Consider the following 19180-nt stretch of genomic DNA (forward strand, 5'->3'; position numbering starts at 1 on the left):
ATTATATAATAAAATTCAAAAATTAATCTAGTGTGATTTTAATCTATTATTTTAAATTTTCCTTATATGATATATATTATTAATAAATATTATATACAACTTAATTTTAATATTATTCTTTACTACTTAGTATCAATTAATTTTGATAATTTTTTAGTAAACTCTTGAGCTGCATCATATCCCATTCCTCTTTGTCTAAAATTCATTGCTGCTACTTCTAATATCATAGCAGTATTTCTTCCAGGCTTAACAGGTACAACAAGTTTCTCTACGTTAACACCAAGTATCTCTTCATATTCTTTATCAAGTCCAAGTCTGTCATAATATTTAGTTTCATCCCAAGCTTCTAGATGAACTACTAAATCTATCATTTTAGAATTTTTAATCGCTCCTACTCCATATAGACTTCTAACATCTATTATTCCTATTCCTCTTATCTCAAGGAAATGTCTTATTAATTCAGGTGACTGCCCCATCAGCATACTTTCATCCAGCTTTCTTATTTCCACAGCATCATCTGCAACTAGTCTATTTCCTCTTTGAATCAGTTCTAATGCTGTTTCTGACTTTCCTATACTGCTTTCACCTTTTATCAGTACGCCTATCCCATAAATATCAACTAACACTCCATGAATTGTTGTGTGTGGTGCTAATTTATTATCCAAATAATTTGATAGTCTATTTATAAGTCTAGTTGTATTTCTGTTTGTACTCAAAAGTATTCTCTTATATTTTTTAGCTTTTTCTATTACATCTGGCTTGATTTCCAAGTCTCTAGAGATTATTAGAGCAGGTATTTCATATGAGAAAAATCTATTTAATACTTCTTCTCTAATATTATTATCCATCAATCCAAAGAAATTATATTCTGTTTTTCCAACTATTTGTATTCTTTCATACGCAAAGTAATCAAAATATCCTGCAAACTGTAATCCTGGTCTATTTATATCTTGAGAATAGACATAATAATCTACATCATCAGGCATGTACACAACTTTTAACTTTAGGTCTTTTATTATCTCTCTTATCGATACCTTATTGCTAGTTTCCATTAATTTTCTTCCTTCCTAAAAAAATTATAAACATTATCTGCAATGTTTTTATTCATTCCATCTACTTCTAGAAGTTCTTCCATAGTAGCTTTTTTTATAGCATCTACATCTTTAAAATGATTTAGTAATGATTTCTTTCTTTTTTCACCTATTCCTTGTATATCATCTAAGATAGATTTTGTCAAAGCTTTATTTCTTAAACTTCGATGATATGTTATCGCATAATTGTGAACCTCTTCTTGTATACTAGCAATAAATCTATATAAATTGGTTGTTTTATCTAGCTCTATTTCTTTTTCTTTGCATATCAATCCTTTGGTTCTATGCTTATCATCTTTGTACATTCCCCAAAGAGGTATATCTACATCATTAAGTTCTAAGACCCTTTTTACTGCACTAACCTGCCCTTTTCCACCATCCAACAATATCAAGTCAGGTAAATTTCCATGTTTTAATCTTCTATCTACAATTTCAGCCATAGAATCATAATCATTAGGTCCAATGACTGTTTTTATTTTATATCTTCTGTATTCTTTTTTATCTTTTTTAGCATTTGTATATACTACCATAGAACCAATCGAATCTACACCTTGTATATTTGATATGTCATAAGCCTCTATTCTTATTGGTAACTTTTCTAGATTTAATAGATGTTTTAATTCTTCCAACGCTCCAATACTTTTTTCATATTTTCTTTTGTTCATGTCAGAAAACTTTTCAAGATACTCTACAGCATTTTTTCTTACCATTTCAACTAAGCTTTTCTTTTCTCCCTTTTGTGGAACTCTTATCGTTACTTTTTGACCTTTTTTTGACGATAACCATTCTTCTAATATAGAACTATCTTCTATCTCATCTTCTATAATTAATTCTTTAGGTATATACTCTTGCTCATTGTAAAATTGTTTTACAAATGAACCTAATATAGAAGCTCTTGGGCTATCCATTACACCTTCTAGTATAAAGTGTTCCCTACCCACAATTTTACCATTTCTAATAAAAAATACTTGTACACAAGCCTCATTATGAGCTCTTGCCATTGCAACCACATCTTGATTTAAGTCACTTACATTAGTATCTATTTTTTGCTTCTGTATCATTTCTTCTAGACTCTTTATTTTATCTCTATATACAGCAGCTTCCTCAAATCTAAAATTCATAGAACTCTCATTCATCTTTTCCTTTAAAAGCTCCATTAATTTTTCTTCTTTACCAGATAAACACATTATAATTTCTTCTATCATCTTTCCATATTCTTCTTTAGAAACATTTCCTGTACAAGGTCCTAGACATTTATTTATATGCAGATTCAAACAAGGTCTTGTTTTATTCTTTATTGCTTTTTCTATATCTATTTTACAACTTCTTATTGGATAGGTACTATTTATAAGTTCCAAAGTATCATTCACAGCAGTTATATTAGTATATGGTCCAAAATACTTTGCCTTATCTTTAAGAACTCTTCTAACTTTTAAGATTCTTGGGTAATCTTCATTTGTAGTTACTTTGATATATGGATAAGTTTTATCATCTCTAAGTACTACATTATACTTCGGTCTATATCTTTTTATTAGATTACATTCAAGTATTAATGCCTCTAACTCTGAATCCGTTATAATATACTCAAATTTATATATATTCTTAACCATAGATTTTACTTTAGATGTATGGTTTTTTGAAGATTGAAAATACTGCCTTACCCTGTTTTTTAAAGATATGGCTTTTCCCACATATATTATATGGTCGTATTTGTCTTTCATTAAATATACTCCGGGCTCAGAAGGTAATTTTTTTAAATGCTCTTGTATATCAAACATCTCGCCCTCCAAAACATTAAATTTTATACTAAAATTATACCCTAAAATGTGAAATTTAAAAAGTTATACAATTTCCAGTACTCTAGACAAGTTAAAGTCCATATCCCCCTTCCATAATTGATTTAAAAACAAACCTAAATATGAAGAGTAATATGGACTTTATACTTTTGTTGACTGTTTACAACTTATAGTTAACTAACTTCTAAAAGATGTAATTAACTTATATCTCTAATTTTAAGATTTATCACATTTTATATGATTTAAGAAAAATATTTCTTTAAAAATTGACCTGTATAAGACCCATCAACTTTAGATACTTCTTTTGGTGTTCCAGTTGCAACTACAGTTCCACCTTTATCTCCACCTTCTGGTCCTAGGTCTATTACATAATCACAAGTCTTTATAACATCTAAATTATGCTCTATAACTATAATTGTATTTCCTGTATCTGCTAATCTTTGTAGCACTTGAATTAGCTTATCTACATCTGCCATATGAAGTCCAGTAGTAGGCTCATCTAATATATACAAGGTCTTCCCTGTTGGTCTTTTACTAAGTTCAGCTGCTAATTTTATACGTTGTGCTTCTCCTCCTGATAATTGAGTTGAAGGCTGTCCTAATTTGATGTATGAAAGACCTACATCCATTAAAGTCTCTAGTTTTCTTTTTATATTCGGTATATTTTCAAAAAACTCAACAGCTTCTTCCACATTCATATCCAGTATGTCAGATATAGTTTTGTCTTTGTATTTTACTTGCAGTGTTTCTCTATTATATCTTTCACCCTTACAAATTTCACAAGGAACATATACATCAGGTAAGAAATGCATTTCTATTTTTATTATTCCATCACCCTTACAAGCTTCACATCTTCCACCTTTTACATTGAAACTAAATCTTCCTTTTTTATAACCTCTTGCTTTAGCTTCATTAGTTGCTGCAAAAATATCTCTTATAAAGTCAAATACACCTGTATAAGTTGCAGGGTTTGAACGAGGTGTTCTTCCAATTGGACTTTGGTCTATATTTATAACTTTATCTATGTTTTCAATTCCTTTTATTTCCTTATGTTTACCAGCTCTTTGTTTAAGTCTATTTACTTTACTTGCAACACCTTTGTAAAGTATATCATTTATCAATGTACTTTTCCCAGAACCTGAAACACCTGTTATACATGTAAACTTACCTAATGGGAATTTTATATCTATATTTTTTAGATTATTTTCTGATGCTTTGACTATTTCTATAAAATTTCCATTTCCTTCTCTAGTAGTCTCAGGAAGTAATATTTGTTTTTTACCACTTAGATACTGACCTGTTATTGAGTTTTCATTTTCAATTATTTCATCCAAAGTACCCTGTGCAACTATCTCACCACCATGTATACCTGCACCTGGCCCAATATCTAAAACATAATCAGCTTCTCTCATTGTATCTTCATCATGCTCTACAACAATTAAGGTATTTCCTAAGTCTGTTAGGTGTCTAAGAGTACCTATAAGCCTATCATTGTCTCTTTGATGAAGTCCTATACTTGGCTCATCAAGTACATATAAAACTCCAACCAATGCAGAACCTATTTGAGTTGCTAATCTTATACGTTGTGCTTCTCCTCCTGATAGAGTTCCAGCCTTTCTTGATAAATTTAAATAATCAAGACCTACATCTCTTAAGAACATAGCTCTTCCTTTTATTTCTTTTATAATCTCATGAGCTATAAACCTCTGTTTCTCTGTAAGATTTATATTTTCCATAAAGTCAATCAATTCATTTACAGATAAGTTTGTAACTTCCATTATGTTTTTTCCATCAACTAAAACAGATAAAACTTCTTTTTTAAGTCTCATCCCTTTACATTTTGGACATGGTCTTTCTGCCATATATTCTTCAATCTTATCTCTCATGTACTCTGAGTTGGTTTCTCTATATCTTCTCTCTAAGTTTACTATTACACCTTCAAAATATGACTTATAATTTCTAGTTCCTCCAAATTTTGATTCATAAGTAAACTCTACAATTATATTGTCTTTGCCATAAAGTAATTCCTCAACAAAATCCTCTGGTAAATCTTTAAATGGAGTTGTCAAAGATACATTAAAATGTTCTGCTAAGCTTTTTATCATTTTACTATAATAAGTATCATCATTAACACCAGTTGACCCCCATGCTGCAACTGCACCTTGTTTTATTGATAAGTCTTTATTTGGTACTACTAATTCCGGGTCTACTTCTTTACTTTCTCCAAGACCATTACAAACATCACAAGCACCAAAAGGAGCATTAAATGAGAACATTCTTGGAGATAATTCTTCTATCCCAATTCCATGTTCTGGGCATGCAAATTTAGTTGAAAAAAGAATTTCCTCTCCATCTATTATTTGTGCTATTACAAGACCATCAGATAACTTAACTGCAGTCTCAATTGAATCTGCCAATCTAGATTCAATTCCATCTTTAATTACTATTCTGTCTACTACAACTTCTATACTATGTTTTTGATTCTTATTTAAATCTATATCATCACTAACTTCATAGTTTTCACCATCAACTCTAACTCTTACAAATCCTTCTTTTTTGATATTATCAAAAACCTTTTTATGTGTACCTTTTTGTCCTCTAACAATTGGTGAAAGTATCTGTAATTTCGTTCTATCTGGAAAATCTAGCATTTTATCAACTATTTCTTGAATAGTCATCTGGCTTATTTTTTCACCACATGTAGGACAATATACATCTCCTACTCTTGCAAATAATAATCTTAAATAGTCATATATTTCTGTTACTGTTCCAACAGTAGAACGCGGGTTTTTTGAAGTAGTCTTCTGGTCAATTGATATAGCTGGTGACAACCCCTCAATATATTCTACATTTGGCTTTTCCATTTGACCTAAAAATTGTCTAGCATATGCAGATAAACTCTCTACATATCTTCTTTGACCTTCTGCATATATTGTATCAAATGCTAAAGAAGACTTTCCAGAACCCGATAATCCTGTAAAAACAATAAATTTGTCTCTTGGTAATTCTAAATCTACATTTTTTAAATTATGCTCTTTTGCTCCTCTTATTATAATTTTATCTTCCATAATGTTGTTTTTACCTTTCTATTTTTCCAATTTTTCTTCTAATTGTTTTACTTTATCTCTAAGTTCTGCTGCTCTCTCAAATTGTAAGTTTTGAGCAGCTTCCATCATCTCTGATTTTAATTTTTCTATATTATCTCTTATCTCATCTTTATCATCTGTGTCAGATATTCCATATACAACTTCTTCCTCCGCTACCTTAGTAGCTTCTATACTATCTCTTATACTTTTCTGTATAGTTTTAGGGGTAATGTCATGTTCTTTATTATATAGATTTTGTATATCTCTTCTTCTCTTTGTTTCATCAATAGCATTTTGCATTGAGTTAGTTATTCTGTCTGCATACATAATTACTCTTCCATTTTCATTTCTAGCTGCACGTCCAATAGTCTGTATTAATGCTGTTTCGGAACGTAAGAAACCTTCTTTATCTGCATCTAAAATTGCTATAAGTGAAACTTCTGGTATATCCAATCCTTCTCTAAGTAGATTTATTCCTACAAGTACATCGAACTTTCCTAGTCTTAAATCTCTTATGATTTCTGTTCTTTCTAATGTAACTATATCTGAATGTAAATATTTAACTTTTATCCCTATCTCTTTAAGATAATTAGTCAAGTCCTCACTCATTTTTTTAGTTAAAGTGGTTATAAGCACTCTTTCATTTTTTTCTATAGTTTTGGTTATCTCTCCTACCAAATTGTCTATTTGATTATTAATAGGTCTTACTTCTACAATTGGGTCTAAAAGTCCAGTTGGTCTTATTATCTGTTCTGCTATAGTTTCTGAATGTTGAATTTCATAAGGCCCTGGTGTAGCACTTACAAACAACATTTGATTTATATTTCCTTCAAATTCTTGAAAGTTTAATGGTCTATTATCAAGTGCAGAAGGTAATCTAAATCCATTCTCTATAAGAGATGTCTTCCTAGACCTATCCCCTGCATACATACCTCTTACTTGTGGTATAGTAACATGTGCCTCATCTACAATTATTAAGTAATCATCTGGAAAGAAATCCATTAATGTATATGGTTTTTCTCCTTCTGACCTACCTGTAATATGTCTTGAGTAGTTCTCTATACCTTGACAAAAACCTATTTCTTTTAGCATCTCTATATCGTACTTTGTTCTTTGTTCAATTCTTTGCGCTTCTAAAAGTCTATCATTTTCCTTGAAAGATTTTATTTGTTCTTGAAGCTCGTCTTCTATTTCTACAATTGCCTTTTCAATTCTTTCTGGTGTTGTTACATAGTGAGATGCTGGGAATATAACAATGTGATTTCTAGTACCAACAATCTTTCCTGTTACATAATCAATCTCTGTTATTCTATCTACCTCATCACCAAAAAATTCTATTCTTATTGCTTTTTCATCGTTACTTGCTGGAAATATCTCTAGTATATCTCCTCTAACTCTAAAAGTTCCTCTTGTAAAATTTATGTCATTTCTCTCATATTGTATCTCTATTAACTTTTTTATTACATCATCTCTGTCTCTTTGCATACCTGGTCTTATAGATAACATAAGTTCTTTATAGTCTTTTGGGTCTCCAAGTCCATATATACAAGATACAGATGATATTATTATAGTATCTCTTCTCTCTAAAATAGATGCCGTAGCAGAATGTCGAAGTTTGTCTATTTCATCATTTATGCTTGCATCTTTTTCTATATAAGTGTCACTGTGAGCTACATATGCTTCTGGTTGATAGTAATCATAGTAACTTACAAAATATTCAACTGCATTGTCTGGGAAAAATTCTTTAAACTCACTGTAAAGCTGTGCCGCTAGTGTCTTATTGTGAGCCATTATTAGGGTAGGTTTCTTAACTTGTTGAATGATGTTTGCCATTGTGAATGTTTTTCCTGAACCCGTTACTCCTAACAATGTCGAAAATTTCTCATTTCTATTTATAGAATCCACTATTGATTTAATAGCTTCTGGTTGGTCACCTGTAGGTTTGAAGTCTGATTTTATTTTAAAATCCACAGTATCACTCCTTTTTTCGAACATTAGTTCCTAATATTTATTATTATATCATATCTTTCTAAAATTGTTTAAGTTATTTTAAATATTTTACCCATTTAAATTTTACTTAAATCTAAAATATAAAAAAAGACTTCTATCTTTACAATAGAAGTCTATAATACATGGAAAATAAATACTTTATTTAACTTATATAACAAAATCAAACGCTTCTTTTTCAACTCCATCTAGCTTTAAATCAAATATCTTTAATATAGTTGATGCATGTGCTCTCAAATCTCCGTTCTCTATAACCACACCACTTTTAATATTAGGTCCAAAAGCTATAAATGGAGGTCTATTACCTTTAGTAGGTAAATGACCATGTGTCGCAACAGCAAACTTGTAATCTTTTATATCCGAATCCTTTATAATATTTCCTTCTAAATCATTACCAAATGAAATTCCTTCAATACCTTCAATTACCATTTCGAAATCACCTTCAAGACCAAGTTCAGATGCTTCCTCTTTGCTAAAAATAGTCTCTATGAATAATTCTTCTTTAAATTCTTCAAGCAGTTCTCTTAGCTCGGTTAATCTATCTAAGTTATTTACTATTATCTGAGCTGATATACCAGAGGAATTTACATAGGCATCAAAATTTTTAACTTCTCCATCTTCTACTGTTATAAATCCTCTTGATTTAAGTAAGATATTTGGATTTATAACTTTATCAACTCTAAGATGACCATGGTCTCCAAGTATTATAAAGTTTGTATCTTCATATGTACCCGCATCTTTTGTAGCTTGAATTATATCTCCTAACCATTCATCATTCATTTTCAATGCTTTATCTACTTGCTCATTAAATAGACCATAATTGTGTCTTGTGTGGTCCAATGTAGCCAAATGTATCAACATTAAATCTGGCTTATAGTCCTTTATAATATCTACTGTACAGTTTACTCCAAACAAATCCATGTTAGGTTCTAACTTCCAATCAATATAATGACAATGTTTATTGTAAATACCATCCATTATAATCTTACTAGAACTTTTTTCAAAAGTATCTCTTGGATTATCTTCTCTATTAGGAGCCCATATTTCTGCAATATTATAGTCTATATTTGGATTTGCTCCCATTACAGGCCATAATACGCTAGAGGTAGTTAGATTGTTTTCTTTTGCTACGTCTACAATAGTTTTTACTTTTATATCTTTTGAATACCAGTACCAATCTTTATTTTCTTTATTGGGGTCAAATTTTTCATTATGATATATACCATGTTTTTTCGGGTATACTCCTGTAACCATACTAGTATGGCATGGATATGTTAAAGTAGGATATATACAATTTATATTTTTTACTATAGAACAATTCTCTAATATAGATTTAAAATTTGGTAGATTTTTTACGAATTCCAAGTCTTTTTCAAATAAAGAATCCACTGATAATACTATAACTTTTGTCATTTACATTACCTCTTCATTCATATATTATTAAATACTTTTAATCAGCTACAGGTCTACATAATTATTTATTTGTTTTATCTATCACTGCTTGCATTGCAGAAATTCCTTTACTTACTGCATCTTTTGGAGATATATTTAAATCAGTAAGTCCCTTTTTAATCTCATCCATTAACTTATCAGTTGCTTCTTTATATCCATTTAGCATTGGAAGTGCGACAGCATATTGTAATTGGTCAGTTGCAACTTTGTATTGAGGTTTTTCTTTATATAGTGTTTGTAATTTTTCTGACTTAGTTGCATCTTCAGTTGTTGGTAAGTACCCTGTTGATGAACTGAATTGAACTATCTTGTCTGTTTGAGTCATCCATTTTATAAACTCTGCACTTGCTTCTTTTTCTTTATCTGTTCCACCTTCAAGCATAACTAGGTTTGCTCCACCTGTAGGAGTTGCGTATTTTTGATTCTTTGGTAAAAATGCTGTTGATATTTCAAATTTACCTTCTGTTTGTTGCATAAGTCCTGCTAAATCTGCTGTTGATGTAAATATCATACCTACTTTACCATTTACAAAGTCTTGTTTTGCCACATCCCAAGCATTATAATCTTCACCAGGAGGCATTTTCATTATTCCATCTTTCATCATATCTTGCCAGAATTTAACTGGCGCTTGTCCTGCTTCATTATTAAATGCTACTTTTTTACCATTAGCTATTTCTCCACCACTTTGCATTACCATAGCTTCATAAAACCAAATGTCTATTGGTGTTTCAAAACCATAAGTATCTTCTGATTTATTTGTCATTTTACTAGAATACTCTTTAAGCTCTTCCCATGATTTTGGACCTGAAGGGTCAAGATCTGCTTTAGTTGCCATATCTTTATTTATGTATAATATTGGTGTACTTCTGTTAAATGGCATTCCAACAAACTTATTTTCATAATAGGAATTTGTTAAAAGACCAGAAAAAAATCTTTCTTGGTATGTTTTATCAAAATACTTGCTCATATCTACTAAAGCACCTGCCGATGCAAATGTACCTGTTTGAGTTATTTCTAATAATGTTACATCTGGTTGGTCTTTAGAAGTTAAGGCTGCCTGTAATTTTGTTGCATTTTCATAATAATCTTTCTGTTTCAACATATTTACCTGTACATCCTTATGTTCACTATTAAACTGGTCAACCATTTTTTGTGCAGTTTCACCATTAGTTCCACCTAAAGGGGCCCAGAAATCTATCTTTGTAATATTGCTATCAGTCTTTTCCCCTTTAGATGCATTTGAATCATTAGAATTTGAACACCCAACTAAAGAACCTAATAATAATGTTATTGCTAATCCTGTTGCTAGTTTTCTTTTAAGCTTCATTTTCATCCTCCAAATTTAGTCTTTAATTTTTTATTTTATTCCTGAATACATAAAGGCTTCTTTTACCTTTTTATTTGCAAATATATATACAAGAATTATTGGTAAAATTAGAATTATATTTCCTGCCATTATTACATTCCATGCAGTAATTCCTTCTGAAGATTTAAGAAGTGCTACTCCTATTGGTAAAGTTCTTATGGCATCTGTGTTTGTCATTACTAGAGGCCAGAAGTAATTGTTCCAATGATATATAAAATTGAATAATATAAATGTTATTACTGCTGGTTTAGCCATGGGAACCATTATTTTAAACATTATTTTTAAATCAGAAGCATTATCTAGTTTAGCTGCTTCAATAATCTCATCTGAAATCTGCATAAAATTTTGTCTAAGCAAGAATATACCAAATGAAGATGTCATAAATGGAATTATAAGAGGAACATATGTATTTATAAATCCAAACTTACTCATCATCATATATACTGGTAGAAAAGTTACTTGTGGCGGAATCATAAGTCCCATAAGCAAAAGCCCAAATAGTGCCTTCTCACCTTTAAATTTAATTTTAGAAAATGCATACGCTGCTGGAACCATCACTAAAAACTGTATAATTAAAACACTTCCTGTTACAAATACACTATTTAGTAAATATCTAAAAAATGGACCTGAATTCCATGCTGTACTATAATTTTCTAGCACTATATCATTTGGTATAATAGTAGGGGGTAATTGCATCATTTCTTGTGGATTTTTAAAAGATGTTGATAACATCCATATAAAAGGGAATATAAATATTGCAGATAAAAGTAGTAAAATTAATACTTCTATTGATTTTGATGCTATTTTTTTTATATCAACTTTATCTTTTTTGATGGGTTGTATAATATCCATTTTCTCCTCCTTCTTGATAGACCTTATAGTGTCTATTTCTCTTTATTGATAGTGAACTTTCTTTGACAGTAATCTGAAATTAGCATATGTAGCAATCATAACTATAGCCAGTAAAAACATACTCGCTGCACTTGCTTGTCCTATATCATAATATATAAATCCAGACTCATATATATAGTAAGATAACATGTTGGTTGAACCTAGTGGACCACCTTGTGTCATTATACTTATTTCATCAAATACTTGAAATGATGCAGTTGTTGTTGTTATCATAAGAAAAAATATTGTTGGTGACAATAATGGCAATGTCACTTTAAAGAAATTTGTTATCTTGTTTGCATTATCTAGTTTAGATGCCTCATATATATAGTTTGGTATAGATTTAAGACCTGATAACACGATTAAAATATTGTATCCAAGTGTTTTCCATATCCCTATTAGAATAAGTGACATTAAAGCTGAACTTTCACTTGAAAGCCATTTTGATGTTGGTAAATGCAGTGTTGACAGTATCCAGTTTAAAAAGCCATATTGTGGCTCCATAATCCAAAGCCACAATACAGCTACAGATACTAGTGAAATTACATGTGGTGTAAAGATTATACTTTGTGTCAAATTGTGTATTATAGAGTTTTTATTTAACCAAACAGCAAGTACTACAGCTAATGAGATAGATATAGCCACCATAAAAAAAGTATAAATTGCAGTATTCGTTATAGTCTGTATGAATTCTGGATTCTTTAAGAGTTCTGTATAGTTGTTTAAACCTACATTTTCAAAAGTTGAACTAAGAAGACTACCTGATTTGAAACTTAGAGATATTGTCTTAATTATTGGATATACTATAAACAATAGAGTTCCTATAATAGCAGGTGTTATATATAAATAGGCTTTATTAAATCGCTTTTTCATAAATATCTCCTTTAATTTTAGAATACATATTTTTACATTTTTTTATATCTTCTATTCTTTCTCCATGTTTATCAAAATAATATAAATCTTTTTCTAACACACTTATTCTTAAAGTTCTTCCAATATCAAATATATCATTTTCTGTTTTAACTCTTATCTCACTATCAAGAACAGACAGACAATATATAGTTTCGTTTCCCAAGACTTCTTTAGTCATGACCTTTCCAAATAGGCTAAATACACCGTCATTTTTTCCATCTATATTTATACTCTCTAATGTTGCTTTTTCTGGTCTAAATCCAAACTTGACATCATTCTTGATATTTAATATGTTCATACAAGGATTTCCAATAAACTGTGCCACAAATAAGTTTTTAGGATTTTGATATATTTTCTTTGGAGAACCTATTTGCATTATCTTTCCTTTGTTCATTATAACTATCTTATCTGCCATAGACATTGCTTCAACCTGGTCATGTGTTACATAAACAAATGTAGATTTTAGTTTTTGATGTAATTGTATTAATTCTGTCCTCATCTGATTTCTTAATTTAGCATCTAAATTTGATAATGGCTCATCCATTAAAAATACCTTTGGATTTTTAACCATCGCTCTAGCAAGTGCTACTCTTTGTCTTTGTCCTCCAGATAGATTACTTGGTTTTACATTTAAATATTCTTGTAACCCTACTACATCAATAACTTCTGTTATAAGTTGTTCTCTTCTTTCTTTAAGTACTTTCTTATTTTTAAGACCAAATTCTATATTTTCTTTGACAGTCATATGTGGATATAATGCATAGTTTTGAAATACCATAGCTATATCCCTTTTACTAGCATCCGTTTTTGTTACATCATTTTCTTCAATCTTTAGTTTTCCTGAAGTTATCTCTTCAAGACCTGCAATCATTCTTAGTGTAGTAGATTTACCACATCCACTTGGCCCTACCAACACTGTAAAAGAACCATCTTCTATAGTAAGATTTAAGTTTTCTATAACGGGATTTTTTTTATTATAAGATTTTGTGACATTTTCTAGCCTTATATCTGCCATTTTTTATCCTCCTAAAATATTTGATTTGATTTTACGATTTACTTATAGATTAATAATACTATTAATTTGTAAAGGATATATTAAGGCAAAGTGAATATATAGTAAACTTATTAAAATGAAGGTTAAATTATAAACATTTTTTGTTAAATATAATAAAGTTAAATGAATATGTTGTTTAAGTAATTTATGATTTTCTATAATTTCTATATTTAATGTTTCCTATCACAAGATAATTTTAATTTATAGAATAATATATAAGACTATTTATTTTTATAAAATTAGAGTTGAAAATAAAAAAGACCTCTATGGGGGATAGAGGCCTTTAAGTGGGGGAGATTGAGTAATTTATTTTTGCTATATTAAGTTTTACAATTATATTATGTCCCAAATTTGCAGGGTCTAAACATAAAATACAAAACTTTTTTTAATTTTAATAAATTTACTCAAAAAAAAATTACGTGGCTACGTCCTACTCTCCCAGGCAGTTTCCCACCAAGTACCATCAGCGCTAGAGAGCTTAACTTCTGTGTTCGGAATGGGAACAGGTGTATCCTCTCTGCTATTGTAACCACATAATCTTTATGCTTAATATTTCTATTAAGTTATTAGAATCTAGTAATACTAGTTTCTTTAGAGTTAGCACTCTAAAAACTACATATATATTTTACTGAATGGACATCAAATAATTTGGTCAAGTCCTCGACCTATTAGTATCGATAAGCTAAATACATTGCTGCACTTACACCTTCGACCTATCAACCAGATAGTCTTTCTGGGGTCTTACCCTTGCGGTGGGAAATCTTATCTTGAAGTTGGCTTCGCGCTTAGATGCTTTCAGCGCTTATCCATTCCGTACATAGCTACCCAGCCATGCCCTTGGCAGAACAACTGGTACACCAGAGGTACGTCCATCCCGGTCCTCTCGTACTAAGGACAGGTCTTCTCAAATTTCCTACGCCTGCGACGGATAGGGACCGAACTGTCTCACGACGTTCTGAACCCAGCTCGCGTACCACTTTAATGGGCGAACAGCCCAACCCTTGGGACCTACTACAGCCCCAGGATGTGATGAGCCGACATCGAGGTGCCAAACCTCCCCGTCGATGTGGACTCTTGGGGGAGATAAGCCTGTTATCCCCAGGGTAGCTTTTATCCGTTGAGCGATGGCCCTTCCACGCAGAACCACCGGATCACTAAGTCCGATTTTCATCCTTGCTCGACCTGTATGTCTTGCAATCAAGCTCTCTTTTGCCTTTACACTCTACGTACGATTTCCGACCGTACTGAGAGAACCTTTGAACGCCTCCGTTACCTTTTGGGAGGCGACCGCCCCAGTCAAACTGCCCACCTGACAGTGTCCCAAGACCAGATTCATGGCCTATGGTTAGAGTCCCAGTACTACAAGGGTGGTATCCCAAGGATGGCTCCGCCAAAACTGGCGTCCTGGTTTCAAAGCCTCCCACCTATCCTGTACATGTAGTACCAAGACCCAATGTCAAGCTACAGTAAAGCTCCATGGGGTCTTTCCGTCCTGTCGCAGGTATCCGGCATCTTCACCGGAATTACAATTTCACCGAGTCTGTTGTTGAGACAGTGCCCAAATCGTTACGCCTTTCGTGCGGGTCGGAACTTACCCGACAAGGAATTTCGCTACCTTAGGACCGTTATAGTTACGGCCGCCGTTTACTGGGGCTTAAGTTCACTGCTTCGATTACTCTAACAGATCCCCTTAACCTTCCAGCACCGGGCAGGCGTCAGCTCCTATACATCGTCTTGCGACTTAGCAGAAACCTATGTTTTTGGTAAACAGTCGCTTGGGCCTATTCTCTGCGGCCACCGGATGGTGGCACCCCTTATCCCTAAGTTACGGGGTCATTTTGCCGAGTTCCTTAACAACAGTTCTCTCGCGGGCCTTAGGATACTCTCCTCACCCACCTGTGTCGGTTTGCGGTACGGGTACCTTTAACCTCGATAGAGACTTTTCTTGACAGTGTGAAATCAGCTACTTCGCTACTAAATTTCGCTCCCCATCACATCCCAGCATTATCAAAGCGGATTTACCTACTCTGACTGCCTCAATGCTTGGGCACACATAACCAACAGTGTGCTTAGCTTATCCTACTGTGTCATCCCATCTCTCAAACGGTTATCGGTAGTACAGGAATATCAACCTGTTGTCCATCACCTACGCCTTTCGGCCTCAGCTTAGGTCCCGACTAACCCAGGGCGGACGAACCTTCCCCTGGAAACCTTGGGTTTACGGCCTGTGGGATTCTCACCCACATCTCGCTACTCATGCCAACATTCTCACTCCCATACTGTCCACATGTCCTTACGGTCATGCTTCAACCCGTATGGGAAGCTCCCCTACCCATCATAATGATGCCGTAGCTTCGGTAGTAAGTTTTAGCCCCGGAAATCTTCGGCGCAGGATCACTCGACCAGTGAGCTATTACGCACTCTTTGAATGAGTGGCTGCTTCTAAGCCAACATCCTGGTTGTCTGTGCAATCCCACATCCTTTACCACTTAACTTACATTTAGGGACCTTAGCTGACGATCTGGGCTGTTGCCCTTTCGACTATGAATCTTATCACCCACAGTCTGACTCCCAAGTATAAGATGACGGCATTCGGAGTTTGATAGTCTTCGGTAGGTGCAATACCCCCTAGGACATTCAGTGCTCTACCTCCGTATCTCTCACCTTGAGGCTAGCCCTAAAGCTATTTCGGGGAGAACCAGCTATCTCCGGGCTCGATTGGAATTTCACCGCTACCCACAAGTCATCCCCGAGCTTTTCAACGCTCGTGGGTTCGGACCTCCACGAAATTTTACTTTCGCTTCATCCTGCTCATGGGTAGGTCGCCCGGTTTCGGGTCTACGTCAAGTAACTGAACGCTCAGTTAAAACTCGCTTTCGCTACGGCTCCACACCTTAAGTGCTTAACCTTGCTACTTAACGTAACTCGTTGGCCCGTTCTACAAAAAGTACGCGGTCACACAAGAAATGTGCTTCCACAGCTTGTAAGTGCAGGGTTTCAGGTTCTATTTCACTCCCCTCCCGGGGTTCTTTTCACCTTTCCCTCACGGTACTATACGCTATCGGTCACTAGGTAGTATTTAGCCTTGGAGGGTGGTCCCTCCTGCTTCCCACAGGGTTTCACGTGTCCCGTGGTACTCTGGATCATATCTGAAGTCTTCTCGTTTAACATACAGGACTATTACCTTCTGTGGTGGGTCTTTCCAAACCTCTTCAATTACGATACCTCTTCGTTATGATATGTCCGCAACCCCAATAAAGAAAACTTTATTGGTTTGGGCTATTCCGCGTTCGCTCGCCGCTACTTACGGAATCGAATTTCTTTCTCTTCCTTCAGGTACTTAGATGTTTCAGTTCCCTGAGTTCCCCTCATTAAGTTATGTATTCACTTAATGATACTTAGACATTACTCTAAGTGAGTTTCCTCATTCGGAAATCTTCGGATCAAAGTTTACGTGCAACTCCCCGAAGCTTATCGCAGCTTATCACGTCCTTCATCGGCTCCTAGTGCCAAGGCATCCGCCCTGCACCCTTAATAACTTGACCAGTTAAAAAGGTTTGATAGATTAAAGTCTATCAACTTGATAATTTTAAAAAGTTATCAGCTTTATATATTACAAATTAGATGTCATATCACTAAATATATATGCAGTTTTCAAAGTGCTAAGGCACAGCGCCAACGGATAAATCCCGTTGCTTAAAGTGCTAACGCACGTCGCCAACAAACAAACTTCGCATGCGCTTAGTTTATTCTGTTGCTTAAAGTGCTAACGCACAGCGCCAACAAACAAACTTCACATTCGTTCAGTTTATTCTGTTGCTTAAAGTGCTAATTTTGAGTATTCGTAAAAACGAACCCTCAAAATTAAACAGTAGGTAATTCTCCTTAGAAAGGAGGTGATCCAGCCGCACCTTCCGATACGGCTACCTTGTTACGACTTCACCCCAGTTATTGATTCCACCTTCGACGACTTCTTCCAAAAGGTTAGATAATCGGCTTCGGGCGTCTCCAACTCCCGTGGTGTGACGGGCGGTGTGTACAAGACCCGGGAACGCATTCACCGCAGCATTCTGATCTGCGATTACTAGTAACTCCAGCTTCATGTAGGCGAGTTTCAGCCTACAATCCGAACTGAGAGTAGCTTTAAGGGATTAGCTCCACCTTACGGCTTGGCAACCCTCTGTACTACCCATTGTAGCACGTGTGTAGCCCTAAGCATAAGGGGCATGATGATTTGACGTCATCCCCACCTTCCTCCAGGTTATCCCTGGCAGTCTCTCTAGAGTGCCCAACTTAATGATGGCAACTAAAGACAAGGGTTGCGCTCGTTGCGGGACTTAACCCAACATCTCACGACACGAGCTGACGACAACCATGCACCACCTGTCACCAATGTCCCCGAAGGGAAGTCTCCGATTAAGTAGATGTCATTGGGATGTCAAGCTTAGGTAAGGTTCTTCGCGTTGCTTCGAATTAAACCACATGCTCCGCTACTTGTGCGGGTCCCCGTCAATTCCTTTGAGTTTCACTCTTGCGAGCGTACTTCCCAGGCGGAGTACTTAATGCGTTAGCTGCGGCACCGAGGGGGGTAACCCCCGACACCTAGTACTCATCGTTTACAGCGTGGACTACCAGGGTATCTAATCCTGTTTGCTCCCCACGCTTTCGTGCCTCAGCGTCAGTTACAGTCCAGAGAGCCGCCTTCGCAACTGGTGTTCCTCCTAATATCTACGCATTTCACCGCTACACTAGGAATTCCACTCTCCTCTCCTGCACTCAAGTCTCCCAGTTTCAAGAGCTTACTACGGTTGAGCCGTAGCCTTTCACTCCTGACTTGAAAGACCGCCTACGCACCCTTTACGCCCAGTAAATCCGGATAACGCTAGCCCCCTACGTATTACCGCGGCTGCTGGCACGTAGTTAGCCGGGGCTTCCTCCTCAAGTACCGTCATTATCTTCCTTGAGGACAGAGTTTTACGACCCGAAGGCCTTCATCACTCACGCGGCGTTGCTGCATCAGGCTTTCGCCCATTGTGCAATATTCCCCACTGCTGCCTCCCGTAGGAGTTTGGACCGTGTCTCAGTTCCAATGTGGCCGATCACCCTCTCAGGTCGGCTACTGATCGTCGCCTTGGTAAGCCGTTACCTTACCAACTAGCTAATCAGACGCGGGTCCATCCTGTACTGGCTCACCTTTGATATTTGAGAGATGCCTCTCAAATATGTTATCCCGTATTAGCATACCTTTCGGTATGTTATCCGTGTGTACAGGGTAGGTTACCCACGCGTTACTCACCCGTCCGCCGCTCTTTACCGAAGTAAATCGCTCAACTTGCATGTGTTAGGCACGCCGCCAGCGTTCATCCTGAGCCAGGATCAAACTCTCAAATAAAAGTTTATCAGGCTCAGATACTATTGTTATCAAAATATCTGGCTTTATGGTTTGTTTCTTGTTTTATAAATTAACCTACTGTTTAATTTTCAAAGTTCATTTTTCATGTTTGCCCTTTTCTTAAGGACAAGTA

The 19180-nt window shown here is 34.6% G+C and carries 9 protein-coding genes and 3 rRNA genes; all 12 read right to left on the bottom strand.

Annotation, left to right across the window (positions count from 1 at the left end; genetic code table 11):
• Positions 1-122: 122 nt before the first annotated feature.
• The 12 genes from hprK to ACTG45_RS18400 all read right to left on the bottom strand — a co-directional run bounded on the left by hprK (position 123) and on the right by ACTG45_RS18400 (position 19047).
• Positions 123-1052, bottom strand: a complete 930-nt coding sequence (gene hprK, locus ACTG45_RS18345; RefSeq protein WP_021386302.1) for an HPr(Ser) kinase/phosphatase — start codon at positions 1050-1052, stop codon at positions 123-125.
• A complete protein-coding gene (gene uvrC, locus ACTG45_RS18350) occupies positions 1052-2869 on the bottom strand; it encodes an excinuclease ABC subunit UvrC (protein ID WP_479919549.1) in 1818 nt (605 codons plus the stop codon). The genes hprK and uvrC overlap by 1 nt, the downstream gene beginning before the upstream one ends.
• Positions 2870-3129: 260 nt before the next feature.
• Positions 3130-5955, bottom strand: a complete 2826-nt coding sequence (gene uvrA / locus ACTG45_RS18355) for an excinuclease ABC subunit UvrA (protein ID WP_021386332.1) — start codon at positions 5953-5955, stop codon at positions 3130-3132.
• Positions 5956-5973: 18 nt separating this feature from the next.
• Positions 5974-7968 carry an excinuclease ABC subunit UvrB gene (uvrB, locus tag ACTG45_RS18360; protein ID WP_044214005.1) on the bottom strand — a complete coding sequence of 665 codons (1995 nt, stop codon included), beginning with the start codon at positions 7966-7968 and terminating at the stop codon, positions 5974-5976.
• Between the two features lie 162 nt (positions 7969-8130).
• Positions 8131-9393, bottom strand: coding sequence for an alkaline phosphatase family protein (locus tag ACTG45_RS18365; RefSeq protein ID WP_021386306.1), 1263 nt, complete (start codon positions 9391-9393; stop codon positions 8131-8133).
• Positions 9394-9454: 61 nt separating this feature from the next.
• Positions 9455-10759 (bottom strand): ABC transporter substrate-binding protein, encoded by a 1305-nt coding sequence (locus ACTG45_RS18370; RefSeq protein WP_021386335.1) that lies wholly within the window; start codon positions 10757-10759, stop codon positions 9455-9457.
• Positions 10760-10789: 30 nt separating this feature from the next.
• Positions 10790-11650 carry a carbohydrate ABC transporter permease gene (locus ACTG45_RS18375; RefSeq protein WP_021386336.1) on the bottom strand — a complete coding sequence of 287 codons (861 nt, stop codon included), beginning with the start codon at positions 11648-11650 and terminating at the stop codon, positions 10790-10792.
• A gap of 42 nt (positions 11651-11692) precedes the next feature.
• The gene (locus tag ACTG45_RS18380) at positions 11693-12562 is read right to left on the bottom strand and encodes a carbohydrate ABC transporter permease (RefSeq protein ID WP_052328893.1); all 870 of its coding nucleotides are present in this window, start codon (positions 12560-12562) and stop codon (positions 11693-11695) included.
• Positions 12546-13616: an ABC transporter ATP-binding protein gene (locus ACTG45_RS18385; RefSeq protein WP_021386315.1), complete on the bottom strand. Its 1071-nt coding sequence runs from the start codon at positions 13614-13616 to the stop codon at positions 12546-12548. The genes ACTG45_RS18380 and ACTG45_RS18385 overlap by 17 nt, the downstream gene beginning before the upstream one ends.
• Positions 13617-14072: 456 nt before the next feature.
• A 5S ribosomal RNA gene (rrf, locus tag ACTG45_RS18390) occupies positions 14073-14189 on the bottom strand.
• A 114-nt stretch (positions 14190-14303) separates the two neighbouring features.
• Positions 14304-17200, bottom strand: a 23S ribosomal RNA gene (locus ACTG45_RS18395).
• Positions 17201-17544: 344 nt separating this feature from the next.
• Positions 17545-19047, bottom strand: a 16S ribosomal RNA gene (locus tag ACTG45_RS18400).
• The 16S, 23S and 5S rRNA genes sit together here, the layout of an rRNA operon.
• Between the last annotated feature and the right edge of the window lie 133 nt (positions 19048-19180).

The sequence above is a fragment of the Clostridioides sp. LIBA-7602 genome (genome assembly GCF_056688945.1).